The sequence below is a fragment of the Xanthobacter pollutisoli genome (assembly GCF_040044995.1).
Lineage (GTDB): Bacteria > Pseudomonadota > Alphaproteobacteria > Rhizobiales > Xanthobacteraceae > Xanthobacter.
Window position 1 is genome coordinate 1 of sequence record NZ_JBDZDP010000040.1, and the last position, 15282, is coordinate 15282.

Annotated in this window: 9 protein-coding genes and 5 pseudogenes; 13 read left to right on the top strand and 1 reads right to left on the bottom strand. The window is 54.9% G+C overall.

The genetic code is table 11. The annotated features are described in order from the left end of the window. Positions 1-127 precede the first annotated feature (127 nt). The 3 pseudogenes from tnpC to ABLE93_RS25940 all read left to right on the top strand — a co-directional run. A pseudogene (tnpC, locus tag ABLE93_RS25930) lies at positions 128-1144 on the top strand (IS66 family transposase); the annotation flags it as partial. A gap of 14 nt (positions 1145-1158) precedes the next feature. Further along, positions 1159-2094 (top strand): annotated as a pseudogene (locus ABLE93_RS25935) (IS110 family RNA-guided transposase); the annotation flags it as partial. 16 nt (positions 2095-2110) lie between these two features. Beyond that, positions 2111-2404: pseudogene (locus ABLE93_RS25940) on the top strand (transposase); the annotation flags it as partial. A 58-nt stretch (positions 2405-2462) separates the two neighbouring features. Here ABLE93_RS25940 and ABLE93_RS25945 read toward each other — a convergent pair. Next, entirely contained in the window at positions 2463-2738 is a 276-nt protein-coding gene (locus ABLE93_RS25945; protein ID WP_348842569.1) for a hypothetical protein, read from the bottom strand. 68 nt (positions 2739-2806) lie between these two features. On the opposite strand from ABLE93_RS25945, the gene ABLE93_RS25950 reads away from it, so the two are divergent. The 10 genes and pseudogenes from ABLE93_RS25950 to ABLE93_RS25995 form a co-directional block, all read left to right on the top strand. Continuing rightward, positions 2807-3799, top strand: a complete 993-nt coding sequence (locus ABLE93_RS25950) for an NAD-dependent epimerase/dehydratase family protein (RefSeq protein ID WP_348842570.1) — start codon at positions 2807-2809, stop codon at positions 3797-3799. A gap of 57 nt (positions 3800-3856) precedes the next feature. Beyond that, positions 3857-4993, top strand: coding sequence for a glycosyltransferase (locus ABLE93_RS25955; protein ID WP_348842571.1), 1137 nt, complete (start codon positions 3857-3859; stop codon positions 4991-4993). Positions 4994-5028: 35 nt separating this feature from the next. After that, entirely contained in the window at positions 5029-6276 is a 1248-nt protein-coding gene (locus ABLE93_RS25960; RefSeq protein ID WP_348842572.1) for a glycosyltransferase family 4 protein, read from the top strand. 30 nt (positions 6277-6306) lie between these two features. Further along, positions 6307-7413 carry a glycosyltransferase family 4 protein gene (locus ABLE93_RS25965; protein WP_348842573.1) on the top strand — a complete coding sequence of 369 codons (1107 nt, stop codon included), beginning with the start codon at positions 6307-6309 and terminating at the stop codon, positions 7411-7413. Positions 7414-7533: 120 nt separating this feature from the next. Further along, the gene (locus ABLE93_RS25970; protein ID WP_348842574.1) at positions 7534-8895 is read left to right on the top strand and encodes a hypothetical protein; all 1362 of its coding nucleotides are present in this window, start codon (positions 7534-7536) and stop codon (positions 8893-8895) included. Positions 8896-8966: 71 nt separating this feature from the next. Further along, a pseudogene (locus tag ABLE93_RS25975) lies at positions 8967-9916 on the top strand (IS481 family transposase). A 277-nt stretch (positions 9917-10193) separates the two neighbouring features. Next, entirely contained in the window at positions 10194-11471 is a 1278-nt protein-coding gene (locus ABLE93_RS25980) for a cellulase family glycosylhydrolase (RefSeq protein ID WP_348842575.1), read from the top strand. Positions 11472-12279: 808 nt separating this feature from the next. After that, the gene (locus tag ABLE93_RS25985) at positions 12280-13500 is read left to right on the top strand and encodes a lipopolysaccharide biosynthesis protein (RefSeq protein WP_348842576.1); all 1221 of its coding nucleotides are present in this window, start codon (positions 12280-12282) and stop codon (positions 13498-13500) included. A gap of 628 nt (positions 13501-14128) precedes the next feature. Beyond that, positions 14129-14329, top strand: a complete 201-nt coding sequence (locus ABLE93_RS25990) for a transposase (protein WP_348842577.1) — start codon at positions 14129-14131, stop codon at positions 14327-14329. Between the two features lie 90 nt (positions 14330-14419). After that, a pseudogene (locus ABLE93_RS25995) lies at positions 14420-14956 on the top strand (winged helix-turn-helix transcriptional regulator); the annotation flags it as partial. Positions 14957-15282: the final 326 nt, after the last annotated feature.

A 15282-nucleotide genomic window follows, 5' to 3' on the forward strand; every position in this document is an offset into this window, starting at 1 on the left:
GGATCGGCACCGGCCAGCAACTGGTCCAGCAGTTCGTCAGGAATACGGGGGGCTTTGCGTCGGGCCATCGGGAACCTCCATAGGGTCCATCATGACCGCCCCCACACGAAATTCCTGACACTCCCCGGCGACCGTCGCCCATGTGCTGGTCTCGAAGTACGCCGACCATCTGCCCCTATACCGCCAGGCCCAGATCTATGCACGTCAGGGCATCGCGCTCGACCGCTCGACGCTGGCGGACTGGGTCGGGCGCGCGGCCTTCCTGCTGCGGCCTGTCCACGAGCGGCTGCTGGCGGTGCTGAAGACCTCGCCCAAGCTGTTCGCCGACGAGACCACGGCGCCGGTGCTGGATCCCGGTCGGGGGCGGACCAAGACCGGGCAGCTCTTCGCCTATGCCCGCGACGACCGGCCTTGGGGCGGCGCCGATCCGTCCGCCGTTGCCTATGTCTATGCGCCGGACCGCAAGGCCGAGCGGCCCGTCGCCCACCTCGACGGCTTCAGCGGCATCCTGCAGGTCGATGGCTATGGCGGGTACAAAAAGTTGGCCGGTCGCAACGCCGTGAACCTGGCGTTCTGCTGGGCGCATGTGCGGCGGCGCTTCTACGAACTCGCCCAGTCCGGCCCGGCGCCGATCGCCAGTGAAGCCCTGCAGCGCATCGCCGAGCTCTACCACGTCGAGGCTGCGATCCGGGGCCGGACCCCGGATGAGCGCCGGGCCGCGCGCCAGGAGAAGAGTAGACCGATCATCGAGGCCATGGAGCCGTGGCTGCGGGCGAAGCTGGCGTTGATCAGCCAGAAGACCAAGCTCGCGGAGGCGATCCGCTACGCCCTCTCGCGCTGGGAGGGGCTCACCCTCTTCCTCGACGACGGCCGCATCGAGCTGGACAACAATATCGTCGAGCGCTCGATCCGGCCCCTCGCCCTCACCCGGAAGAATGCCCTCTTCGCAGGCTCCGATGGCGGAGCCGAGCACTGGGCCGTCATCGCTTCGCTGGTCGAGACCTGCAAGCTCAACGGCGTCGATCCTCAAGCCTTCCTCGCCGACGTCATCACACGCATCGTCAACGGCCACCCCAACAGCCGCATCGACGACCTCTTGCCATGGGCCTACCCAGCACAGCCCGCCCTCAGCAACGTGGCCTGACGACGACGCTTACGATGTTGGCATGGATGCGCTCGTTTGGGAGTGTCCAGCGTGTCGGCGTCGAATCGACCGGCAGCTACGGCGCCGGCCTCCTGCGCTTCCTGCAACAGGCGGGCGTGACCGTCCTGGAGGTGACGACACCTGATCGGCAGGATCGCCGAAAGCGAGGCAAAAGCGACGACCTCGACGCACAGAGCGCCGCTCATGCCGCGTTCGCTGGCCAGCGCACCGTCACACCGCGCAGCCGCGATGGGATGATCGAGGCGTTGCGCGTGCTGGTGGCCTGCCGCAAGACGGCGGTGACGGCGCGGCGTATCGCCCTGCAGATGATCCACAACACAATCGTGGCCGCGCCCGACGGACTGCGTGACCAATTGCGAACCTTGACCCGAATGCAGCTGGTTCGCATGCTGGCAGCGTGGCGGCCGGACCTCACTGCCTATCGAGACGTCGAGGCGGCCTACAGGATCAGCTTGAAATCCCTTGCCCGGCGTTACCTCGAATTGCACGACGAAATCGCCGATCTCGATGCGATGATCGCCGCGATCGTCGAGGAGCTGGCACCCAACCTGATCGAACGCAACTCGATCGGCCATGTCGGGGCCGCACAACTATTGTTGACTGCGGGCGGCAATCCCGAACGCATGCGTTCCGAAGCCAGCTTCGCTGCCCTGTGTGGCGTCAGCCCCGTCCCCGCTTCGTCCGGCAAAACGATCCGGCATCGCCTGAACCGTGGCGGCGATCGCAGCGCCAACAGCGCTCTCCACATCATCGCCATCGGCAGGCTGCGCACCGACCAGAGAACCAAGGACTTCGTTGCACGCCGCATCGCCGGAGGCCATTCCAAGCTCGACGCGATCCGCTCCCTGAAGCGCTACCTGGCGCGAGAGGTCTTTACCCTCATCATGCAGCGCCAGAGGGAGATCAACGCCACCCGCATCGCCGCTTGACAAACAGAAGGGCGTCCAAGGCAGCCAGTTCACCAGCCCGCGGTTCACCCAGGTGCTGCTGGACGCCGGCGTACGGCTTTCCATGGATGGCCGCGGCCGGTGGATGGACAACGTGTTCATCGAGCGCCTCTGGCGGTCGCTGAAATACGAGTGCATCTACCTCAACGCCTTCGAGACCGGTTCCGAGACGCGGGCCGGGATCGGCCGATGGATCACCTACTACAATCGCACGAGGCCCCACTCGGCTCTCGGCGGCAGAACGCCGGAGGAGGTCCACATGGCCTGCGACGGCATCAACATGGCGGCGTGACACACACCAGAACCAAGCTTAGCGAAGCCGCCAAACTGTCCGCCAATGCGGGACCACCTCACCGCCAGAGGAACCACATCGAGCGTTTCTTAAGCCCCTTGAGCTGCGGCGCTTCATCGCACGCTACGATCGCCGTCCGGACACCTTTCTCGCTGCTCTCAAGCTCGCCATGATAGGCATTTGGATCAATGCGTAAGGAGTCCGTTCCATAGGTTGACAGAACGGCTGAGATCGATACATTGCACTGCACCAATGCAACGAAAATGACAGTATTTTGGCTGTCCATGTTCGGAGCATAACTCAGCGTGCTCCCCATGCCGAAACTATCGGGCAAGTTGAAAGGATCTATCCGGGCAGCAGCTCAGCCGCTACCATAAAAGTCGAATATAGCGGAGAAACGCCTTGAATCAAGCCATATCGGAAGTGGGGGCTGGATTGGAGAGAAGGATTATAGTTTTCGGTGGGGCTGGCTTTATCGGCACCCACTGCATTCGGCGCCTGAAGCAGGCGGGGGAGAAGGTTACGTCGGTAGATATTCGCCTACCACGTAAGCCGGTAGATGGTGTCGACTACCAAATAGGTGACGTTCGGGCGCTCCAAAACTTCACTGTTCCGGCCGAGATTTCGCGAATATATAATTTTGCAGCGGTGCATACGACGCCTGGCCACGCCGATCACGAATACTATGACACAAATGTTGGTGGGGCATTAGAAGTTACACGATTTGCCGAAGCGCTCGATGTTCCAGAAATCGTGTTTACCAGTTCCATCTCCGTGTATGGGCCGGGAGAGGAAACCAAGAACGAAAGTTCAAAGCTTAAACCGATTTCGGCCTACGGGCGATCGAAGTGCCTATCTGAGCAGATTCATGTCGCTTGGCAGCGTGCGGGCAGCAATCGTCAATTAGTAATAGTGAGGCCAGCGGTAGTGTTTGGTTCGGGTGAGGGAGGTAATTTCTGCCGCATGGCAACGTTACTTCGTAAAGGTTTTTTTGTGTTTCCTGGGCGCCGGGATACCATTAAGGCCTGCATCTATGTGGAAGATCTCTTGGACAGTATCGATTTTGCCCGCAAGAAGCGCATGCCTCTCATTCTCTTCAATGGGGCCTATCCCCAGCGTTACACAATCGAGCAGATCGTCGACGCATTTCGACGGACTTATTTCCCTTCTGCGAAACTCATCGACCTACCGCTATGGTTAGTGGTAGGCGGCGCCAGACTGGTTGGTGCTCTCGGGGTCTTAAATGGCGGCATTCATCCCGATCGAGTGCTAAAGCTCGTTACCTCCACCGACGTAGTTTCTGACTGGCTAACCACCCAAGACCAAACATTCCCATTTGCACTTGAATATGCGCTTCAACGCTGGGCCAGTGATACCCAGAATCGCTTCGACTAACATGTCGCACTCTAGCTATGCGCATGCTTGAACGAAGCAACAGATAGGTGCGAGATTATGAAGGTCGCGCTCGTCCATTATTGGCTCGTTGGGATGCGTGGAGGCGAAAAGGTCTTAGAGGTCCTCAGTGATCTTTACCCCGACGCTGATATTTTTACTCTAGTCTGTGATCCTACGAGGATTTCAGACAAACTAAAGCGCCATCGCATCCAGACCTCCTTTTTACAATCTATCGGGGGATGCAGCCATTACCAAAAAATGCTACCAATGATGCCCTTTGCCCTCGAGTCGTTTGACCTCACTTCCTACGACCTTGTAATTTCCAGTGAGGCTGGCCCAGCGAAGGGGATCGTGCCCCGACCGGACGCGCTGCACGTGTGCTACTGTCACTCGCCTATGCGGTATGTCTGGGATTTATATCCGCAATATCGCGCCGGCTCAGGTCGATTAACACGCTCGGCAATGTCGATTATCGCGCCCTTAATTCGCCAATGGGATGTGACCACGGCAGCGCGAGTAGATCATTTTATCGCTAATTCCCATTATGTTGCAAAGCGCATAGAAAAATACTACCGGCGCCCTGCCACGGTCATCAACCCACCCGTCGATATAGCGCGGTTCTCGCCTGCCACTACGGTAGAGAACTTCTATTTGTGTGCAGGTCAAGTCACACCCTATAAAAAAATCGAGATTGCGATAGAGGCATTCAATCATCTTGGCTTTCAGTTGGTGGTAATCGGAAGCGGTGCGAACAAAGCGCTGCGGCGTATGGCGGGTCCTAACATAACCTTTCTCGGTGCGGTTGATGACGCTACAATGGCTGACTATTTTGCTCGAACGCGTGCACTCGTTTTTCCAGGAATTGAAGATTTCGGTATCGTTCCACTCGAGGTGATGGCGAGCGGTAGGCCTGTGATTGCGTATGCCGCTGGGGGAGCACTTGAAACAGTTCTCCCGGGACGGACCGGACTTTTATTTTATGAGCAGACTGTTGAAGCCTTGGCCGCGGCAGTTTTACAAATGGAACTCTCTCATCAAATATTTAAAAATGATACTTTACGTACGTTCGCAGCGCAGTTTGATCGGAATTCCTTCCGAAACCGCGTCCGTGATTTCCTAGGAGCGCGACTAGAGGAGCATCTCGGAGGCCGCAGCACAATCACTAAAACCGGTATTCAAAATTACTACAAATAGGCAAGTAAAAAATAGGCAGTTAAATCAAAGCGAAAGTGGAAAACTTCAAAGTGGAGATAGATAATAAGCCAATGCGAATTCTCGCAATCGCTGCGCTATTCCCGCCTAACGTAATTGGAGGCGCGGAGCTAAGCGCCCATTCGCTTGTGCGCTGGTTGGCTGCGCGCGGTCATGACGTTGCCGTGTTGACCACCGCGGCCAGCGCCGATCAAGTAGTGCATGGCGAGGTTGTCGATGGCATACGCATGTGGCGCGTGCTGATGCCACGACCGTATCAGATGTTCGATTTCCAGAGCGCTCCTGACTGGAAGAAGCCATTTTGGCATCTTCAAGACCATTTCGATCCGCGCAATGTATTTATCGTTCGAGAGATTATTAAGGCATTTGATCCGGATATCGCTTCAATTCATATCATTCAAGGTCTTGGTCATAATATATTGGCCGAGATTGGACGTGTCAATTTGCCTGTCTATTTCACGCTCCACGATATGGGGCTGGTCTGCATTCGTCAGTCCATGTTTGTTCGAGGGAAGAGTTGCGAGTCGCAATGCTTCAGCTGCCGTCTATCTATGTATTGGAAGCTTCGCTGTATCCGCAAAATCAGACGGATCGGTTACGTTTCACCATCGCGAGCTAATCTTGATCAGGTGGCGCGCTTCTTTCCTATCGCCGACTACCCGAGCAAGGTGATCCTAAATGTCAACAAATATCCCAGCGCTTCCGTTCAGCGGGAAGAAAGTAAGCGTTTGCGGCTGCTATTCGTCGGGCGCGTGCATGCCACCAAGGGTGTCGACATGCTCCTTGAGGCTGTGAAGCGTGTAGCTGTCAGCAGGGCGGTAAGTCTTACGATCATTGGCGACGGTCCTGATCGGCTCAAGCTTGAATCGGAATACGCTGGTGAACCTTGGTGTCGATTTACTGGTTTCATCACTCAACAGGAGATCAGCAATCACATTGTCAACAGTGATCTCCTCTGCATTCCATCAGTGTGGGTTGAAAATTCTCCTGGTGTAGTAATTCATGCCCGGTCACTCGGGTTACCTATTATCGGTAGCGCTCGCGGCGGCATCCCAGAACTGGTAGATGCGGGGATATCGGGCAGTTTACTACCGCCTGGAGATGTTAATGCGTGGGCGGCCGAAATAGAACGACTTATAGATGCACCCGATGAGGTAGCAAGGTGGCGCAAAAACGCGTTGGCGACAAGCAATACATTCGAGCCCGATGGCGTCGGACAGCAGATTGAGACATTCATGTATTCCCTTGCCCGTCAATGTGAATGAAGGTAGCGTGCGCGATTTAGGAGAATTTCGATGCGGAAGGTTGTCGCGGTCGACGCGCGGATGGCACTTAGTTCCGGCATTGGCGTTTATACTCGGGAGATATTGGTTTCTTTGGCAAAATCTCGCCCCGACTGGACTTTTCGTTTAATGGGGTGTCCGGACGGGATCGCGACATTTCAAGGTTTGAGGAACCTTGAGTATCGCGCTGTCACGTCTAAGATCTATTCAATTGGCGAGCAGGCCGAGTTGCCTTGGGCGCTTGATCGCGATGTCAGCGCTTTGTGGGTTCCTCACTATAATATCCCGGTCTTTGCCAAAGTGCCCCTCGTTGTCACGGTACACGATTTGGCGCACCTTGCTGATGCGACTGCTGCGGGTGGTTTGCATCGTCGGATATACGCCCGCGTTCTCATGGAGATGATTCGCCGTAAAGCATCCACTATTTTGTTTGTGTCGAAATTCAGTCGAGCGGAGTTTTTACGTCTGATCGGTCGGCCGAGCTGTCCTGTCGATGTCACTCTCAACGCCGTCGCTCCAATATGGAAAGAAGCTTTATCGGAGTCTGCAGCCGAGCGTCCCCCTGGGAAGAGGTATCTCATTTATGTGGGGAACGTGAAGCCTCATAAAAATCTCAAGGGCTTACTCGCAGCGATGGTGCGGATCGCACCGGAGCATGATGTTAATCTTGTTATCGCCGGAAAGCGCGATGGCTTCCTACGTGGCGACTCTGAAATTGAACATCAGGCAGCCGCTCTGGGTGATCGGGTTCAGTTTCTCGGCGCAGTTGCAGACACCCAGCTTACGCATTGGGTTCGTCACGCAGAAGCCCTTGTGCTCCCCTCTTTTTATGAAGGCTTTGGGCTTCCACCATTAGAGGCAATGGCAGTATCTTGCCCTACTGTAGTTTCAGACATTCAGCCTATCAGGGAGGTTTGTGGCGAAGCTAGTGAATATATAAGCCCACACGATAGTGCTGACATAGCGCGGGGTATCGCACGTGTCCTCTCGAACTCCGAATACGCCGAGCAATTGCGTGCTAAGGGTAGGGAGCGTGTGCTACTCTACGATTTCTCGAAGACCAGCGAGGTTGTTGGTGCGGCTCTGGAGCGCTCCATGGGGAGGGCGTTTAATGGTTAAATACAAACGGTAACTGAAGTTTATGGTACCCGGCACTTGATAGGTCAAGGCTAAATTTGGATTGGCTAGGTGCTAAGAATAGCAGGAGCGACGTGTATAGATCAGAATGGCGAGGATATGGTGGATAAGCTTCCGAGAAGCCGGAATAAATCGGATGTAGGTGCGGCTGAAACCCCTATCGGGTTTTGGGGGGGTGCTCTATTATTCGCCGGATTGGCGCAAGTGTTCTTTGATATATTTTCGGGAGCCCTTCGGTTTGCTTTAGCCGGGTGGGGGTTGGAGTTCTTAATCTATATCGTGCCGCTTTCCTTGACCGGGATTACTACGAGTTATATTGTGATTAGGGCGTTTAGTAGCAGTCATTATGTGTTGGTGAGTGCATTTTTCATATTCTATATATTATATAGTATATGGATGGGTCTGGACGTTGAAGTGTGTATATTCGCCTACTATACCCTTGGAGCGTTTTTGTTGGGTTTTTTACTCGCAGAGCGAGGTGAACTTGAGCGTTTTTTCAAGCTGGCACTTTATCTTTTAATGGTAGCGTCGTTCGGTGTTTTTTTGAATTCGTTAATTGAGTTCCCGTGGATTGGAATGTCTTATTATATTGCTGGTATTCAGGTAGATGCTGCTCGGCAGTGGTCTACATTTGGCATTTCGAGACTTGCGGGGTTCTCAAAGAGTAGTACGGTTGTTGGAATTCAGATTACTATACTTGTGCTGATTGTTATGACCATGCGATATGCTTTTTTTATAAAAGCCTCTGTCTGGATCGTGTCAATATATGCGGCAATTCTGACGACATCTAAGACATCATTGGTCATTGTATTAGTCGGGCCTGTATTGATGTTCTGTTTTCAGGTCGCTAAGCGATTGAACGGTGGGATATTAGCAAGGCGGTATGTTTTCACGACAATTTTTATTGGGTTGTCATTGGTCATTATCCCGCCATTTGCAACGGAGTTCTTTTCGCGGTCAAGTTTGATCGCATCTAACTTGACGGAGTACGTCGAATTTTTTCGTTTGGATTCATTGGCTGATCGCGGGCTCGATATGTGGCCTCGGGCCTTTATGATCGTAACAGAACACGATATGCGCGAGTTAGCATCTGTGCTTGGCGCCGGTTTGGGAAGTATCGGCGCCGGGTCCAGCTTGAAGCTGAGCGCCTCCAGCAACTCTGCAGACAATATTTTTGTTTATTTGAACGTTAGTTTTGGTTTGTTCGCCTATTTGATCCTCGCAGGGCTCCTGCTCGGCTGGAATAGGTTTGATGGTGAGGACCAGGAGGACAATATTTGCTACGCATTAGTGATGGGAGCTCTGCTCATTGGTGTTTTCGTAAATGGCGTCGAGTCCGTCTTCTCTGGGCTTGCCTTGGGGGCCGGGCTTGGGCGGCTGCTTCGGCAGCGGGGGGGCGTGGCTGGAGTAGATCGCCTCCACAACGTCTCGACGATGCCCCGCGCCGCGGAGATCGTTCGATAACGCTTCGCTCTAGGTGTTTAGTTCCACAGTGTGATGGCGGTAGGTTTATCGCCATCTGAAAGGGACGCGCTATGGGGCAGGTTCTTCACGGAAGCGCCAAGACCACGCACGCGGTACGAGCAGAGCTACAGCGATCGAAGGCTCCGGTCGCGGAACTGGCGCGGTGCTACGGAATCAACGAAAAGCGGTGAAGAAGCGGCGTTCCCGCTCGACCGTCGCGGATGAGCCGATGGGCCCGAAGGAGCGGCGAAGCTCCGTGCTGTCCGCCGCTGAAGAGGCCGCGATTGTCGCGCTCCGGGTCCAGGCCCGCCTGCCGCTGGATGATGTCTTTCTGGCCCTGAAGGACGTCATCCCGCATCTGACGCGCTCGTCGCTGCATCGGTGCCTTCAGCGTCATGGAATCTCGCGCCTGCCGAAGGTGGATCGCGAAAAACCCAAACGGTTCAAAGCTTACGATATCGGCTATTTCTATATTGACATCGCCGAGCTGCCTTACGAAGGCGGAAAGGCATTTCTCGTTGTTGCCGTGGACCGGACATCGAAACTCGTCTTCGTCAGGATTTATCGCAAGGCGACAAAGCTGGTGGCTGCGGGCTTCCTCAAGGCCCTGGTCGGTGCCGTTCGGTATCGGGTCCATACGGTACTGTCCGATAATGGGGTGCAGTTCGTCCAGCATGACAGAAAGGCGGCATAGGGCTTCATCAGCCATATCTTCGGTCGGGTCTGCGCCGAGCGGGGCATCGAGCATCGCCTGACCAAGCCATATCATCCGTGGACCAACGGCTAGGCGGAACGCATGGTGCGCACCATCAAGGAAGCGACCGTCCGGGCCTTCCACTACGTCTCCTCGACCGACCTGAGGCGCCATGTCCGCGACTGGCTGCTGGCCTACAACTACGCCAAACAGCTCAAGGCATTGCGCTTCAGAACACCGTTCGAAGCCATCCAGCACATCGCTGCGCAAAAGCCCGAACTCTTCGTTCGCCGACCAAACCATGACATGCTGGGACCAAACACATAGTCGGATCGTCAAGTCTTTCTTCGCAGGCTTTATAATTGCGGCCGTCTCCGGCTTGCGGTAAATTCCTTAAAGAGGGAATAAGGAGATCAGACGAGTCTGATCCCATTCACGGAAGCACATGGAAGGGTGTTCAGCGATGGGCTTTCATTGCGTCTGGTCAAGTACGGCCTCATTTTGGGATGCAAAGTGCGATATACGCTGGAGAATACAGAGGGTCAGGAGCGCAACAGTAGCGTGTGTTGGTATAATCTTGGTTCTTGTTACATCGGATCCGGTATTGGCCCGGCGGCTTTCCGCTGGAACGTTAGGTTATACGCTGGGCCTGAATATACACATACTTGAAAATCGTCAGGCTGAGCTTGACTTGATCAGAAAAGCTGGATTTCGTTTTTTGCGTGTCGATCTGAATTGGCAGCGAATTGAACAGCAGGCTAGCGTATATGATTTTTCATACTATGATCCAATTATTAAAGATATCACGGAAGGAGGATTTAGGATTATTTTCATTTTAGCGTATTCTAACACCTTGTACGAAAATCAAGTCAAGGTCGGACCGTTTTGGAAAAGTTCCTTTAGGACAGCTGCACCTACGTCTGAAAAAGCGAAGCAAGCTTTCTTGGATTTCGTTCAAGCCGCGGTAATAAAGTACGGTGCGCTAGATCCAATCTGGGAAATCTGGAATGAGCCCGATCAAATATTTTGGGCGCCAGAACCAAATTTGGATGCTTATCTATTGCTCGCAAAAGCAACTTGCAAAGTCATACGCAAGATCGACATCACTGCAACGGTTCTGGCGCCGGCTGCGTCATTGCTTCCCAGGCCTGGCGCGCTCGCGCCTCCCTTCTTAGCTGGAGTCATTGGGTCCGATCTCCTCAACTGCATCGATGCAGTGAGCGTCCATCCCTATTTGCATATTGACGAACTCGATTGGACGCCGCAATTGTGGCAAGCTATTAAACGTCTGCCTCGCCGAGTCGAGGTGGACGCTGTGTTGCCAGCGCCTCCGACGTTTGTTTCCACCGAGTGGGGGCTCTCAACATATCGTTCCGGTATCACCGATGAAACTCAGGCGGCGTACCTCGTTAAGATGGTGATGCTTAACCTCGCCTCTAACATTCCCCTTAGTGTGATCTACTCCTGGCGAGACGCCGGCGACGACCCTGCCAATCCGGAGCATCGATATGGGATCACGCGACGGGATGGGTCGGCCAAGCCCTCTTATTTTGCGCTGCGCCATCTGGTGCGCCAAGTTGGCGATATGCATTTCACCTGCCGCGTCGATTGGCCGCGCGCGATTGGCCTCGTATTTCAAGATTTTGCGTCCGGTGATGCGGTGCTTGCGACTTGGCCGCGACCTGGACGAAGAGAGTGGTCTGCTACCAGCAACGATCGCGTAGAGATCCAGCAGTTGATTCCCGCGCTATCCGCAAGCGATGCGATGGGGAGTACGGCGGCGGTCGATTTCTTTCCGGATAAGACTACGGTTGGGCCTGGCATCCAGCCCTTCTTTATCCGCCTTCGCTCTGGTGATGGGGTTACAGCCATCTGTCGTTAGTCGGAGGGGGGGCTGTGGGGCGGCATCGAGAAGTGGGGTGATTCTGGCGGCATTTGCGCGCTTGGCATATTCTGCGGTGATCGGAAAGGTCTTACGGTCAATATCGCATAGGTCTGTTCAAATTTGTGTGCTGTGACCATTCGGGTGGGTCGGACGTGGAAGCGGCGTGATCATCGCGAGACTGATTGGGGGTTAGATATGTTTTCACTACTGAAACGGGATTTGCAAAGGTATATCGATCCGGATATTGGGAATCCTGGGCTTTTCCATGCGGTTCGAGCCATTTTTTTTTCCCCTGGCTTTCAATTATGTATATGTATCAGGTTTCAGAAGTGGGTCGGGAATGTTCCTTTAGTCGGGATAATTTTGAGGAGAATCTCGATATATATGGCGACGATTTATTTTGGGTGTGACATTAATCCAGAAGCGACATTTGGGCCGGGGATTTATTTTCCTCACCCCCATGGGATCGTTATCGGAGGGGAGTGGGACTTTGGAGAGAATGTTACGATTTTGCAAGGCGTCACATTCGGGCGGAAGAAACGGGAGAAGCCTCGTTTGCGATGCCAGGTCGGCAGGAGCGTTATCATTTATGCGGGGGCATGCATTGTCGGTGAGCTTGACATCGGCGAGGGTGCTGAAATTGGAGCCAATGCTGTAGTTTTGTGTTCTGTGCCACCGTGTGCGTCTGCCGTGGGCGTTCCCGCACGGATTATTGGCCGCGTGGGTATGAAATAGTCGATACGATGAAATGTCTTAAGTGGGCAAATAGCAGAATATGTCTCGGTTAATTGCAGGAATTATCAACATGTCGATGCGTGGACTGGGCTTGGTCGCCCGGTTTGTGCTGATGGTTTACGTTGCCAGGACGCTCGGGTTACAAGCGGTCGGTCTTTTCGGCTTGATCTATGCTGGTGTGGCTATCGCCCCCTCTTTGTTGAACATGGGGATCCACTATCGGTTGAACCGCTTGATGGTGGGGGCGCCAGTTTACACTGTTGGGCGTTGGCTTCGTGATCGCGCGTTTATGCACCTCGCGTTCTTTGTTCCCCTTGCGCTGCTGGGGATATCGATCCTCTCGCAGTTTCAGTACCTCGATCAGCTCGAAGGATGGGTCGTTGGGGTTGTCGTTTCGATTTGTATTGCCGATGTCCTTCTGAATGAAATCAATCTGGCCCTTGTTGCTATTGCTAGGCCTATTCTTTCTAATTCAGTGTTTTTTTTTCGTAGCGCCTTTTGGATATTTCCGTTTGTTGGATTGAGTGGTTTATATCCACACCTCCAATCTCTTGATATGTTGTTGTCATTCTGGCTGGGGGGGCAGATCTTTGCTTTTATTGTATTCTTCGTCGCGCTAAGGGATTGGCCATGGGCGCGCATCTTTTGCTCGCGTACTGATTTCGCATTTATTTTCCTAGATTTCGGAAAATCATTGATGGTTTGTTTGAGTGATTTGGGGGCGGCGACGGGACAGTTTGTGGACCGATTCATTCTTGGTGTTTTTCTCGACTTTGAAAGTCTGGGTGTCTACGTCTTTTTTTGGAGCCTTGCGATCGGAGTATATCAGCTAGTATACACTGCGGTCGTTCAAATTGCGTTCCCGCGTCTAGTTGATCTGGCGCGCGATTCCGATCGATCTGCTTTCCGATGCTTGCTTGTATCTGAAATGCGAAATGTCTTTTTGGCGGCGTCGATTCTGGCAGCGATCATGTTTTCATCTAGAGACATTATATACATGTTTGCTAAACGTCCGGAACTAATGGCTCATGATTGGCTGTTTGCTGAATTGTTGGTGGGCATTGTGATTAAGTTGGTGTCTGATGTCGCAGCTTATGGTCTGTATGCGTGCGGGCACGACCGAATGTTAGTCGCTGTTAATATAATGACGCCGCTATTTTCCGTTTTATTCATCGTTGGCGTAATGCAATTGGGCCATTTTGATCTGATTGGCATGGCCTTTGTCTTTACATGTTTGCTTGTCTGTGTTGTTCGTGTCTATGGTCTCAAATCTGAACTGATTTATAGTTAAAGCAGTTTTTTACAGGCGGGTCCATGCGTGGATTGAACGGTTCGAACTGACGGGGTGGATGCCCCTCCGGCCGGCATGTATGGTGCCTGAGTAGAGCTGTGGCGCCGCTTTCAGGGGACGGGTTGTCCCCGTTTTGAACTGGATAGGGTGGATGCCCCCTCCTGCGGGCACGTATGGTTCCTGAGCAGCGCCGTGGCGGCGCTTGCAGGGGAGGAGCACATGCCAGATGTTCATGTCCTCGCGATCGACCTGGCCAAGCGGAGCTTCCAGGTCTGCGGCACGGATCGGGGCGGGGCGGGGTGGTTCTGTTCAACCGGATGGTGTCCCGCGCCAAACTGATTCAGTTGTTGAATGCGCAACCGCCCTGCATCGTGGAGATGGAGGCCTGCGCCACGAGCCACTATTGGGGCTGGGTTGCACAAGGCCTTTGACACGACGTGCGGCCGGTCCCGCCGATCTACGTGAAGCCGTTTGTGAAGCGGCAGAAGAACGATGCCGCTGACGCAGCCGCGTTCGCCGAAACAGCGTACCCCTCCGCTGTAGGCCACGTTGTGTGATCTGAGTGAGGTGCTCAACCTTTCGGTCCTCTGATCTGGTAGCAGTGCCAACAGCGGTGCTGGAGAAGACGGTGGACGCAGAGGAGACCTATGTACGACGGCGGCGTTGGAGCTGGGCCGAGAAGCGGGCTGTGGTCGAAGAGGCTGCGGCCAGCGGCAACGTCATCGGGACGGCCAAGCGCCATGGCATCCAGGCGCAGCAGATTTACGGTTGGCGTGAACGCTTTGCTGAACGGCTTGATCCTCTGGTGTTGATTTCCACTGAGATCTGACCCGGCAGGAGCGGATTTTTCCATCGAGAAGTGACCCATGTTTTCACCACGTCTCACGCGGCACACGCGGGGGACAGCGGAGTGATCGACATGGAGTTATTGAGCGTCATCCGGCGCTGGCATCATCGGGATCGTTGCTCGATCCGGCAGATATCCCGCCGCACCGGCCTCTCACGGAACACCGTGCGCAAGTACTTGCGGGCGGACAGCGTTGAACCCCGGTTTCACGTCCCCGACCGGCCAAGCAAGCTCGATCCCTATGCCGACAAGCTTGCGGCGATGCTGCGGGTCGAGGCTGGCAAGTCGCGTAAGCACAAGCGCACGGTCAAGCAGCTGCACGCCGATCTCGTGACGCTGGGCTATGAGGGATCGTACAATCGGGTGGCGGCCTTCGCCCGGGACTGGAAGGCAGCCCGGCTGCGCGAGCAGCAGACCAGCGGCCGCGGCACCTTCGTGCCGCTGGCTTTTGTGCCCGGAGAGGCCTTCCAGTTCGACTGGTCTGAGGACTGGGCGATCATCGCCGGCGAGCGCACCAAGCTGCAGGTCGCTCATGTGAAGCTGTCCTACAGCCGCGCCTTCACGCTGCGAGCCTACCTGCTGCAGACCCACGAGATGTTGTTCGATGCTGACGTTGCCCCCAACTTTTATCCAGCGGTGAGTTCGCTCTGGCGGTGGGGTTTGGCCTGTTCGGCGGTGTGAGCGGCGGGGTCTGGCGCGGAGCTTCTGGCTTGGCGCAGCGGCAGATCCCGTCGCGGGTGGAAGGTGGCGGCGAAGGCGGACGGGGTCTGCCAGCCGAGGCCGGAGTGGGGCCGCGATCCATTGTAATGGGAGTGTCAGGAATTTCGTGTGGGGGCGGTCATGATGGACCCTATGGAGGTTCCCGATGGCCCGACGCAAAGCCCCCCGTATTCCTGACGAACTGCTGGACCAGTTGCTGGCCGGTGCCGATCCCA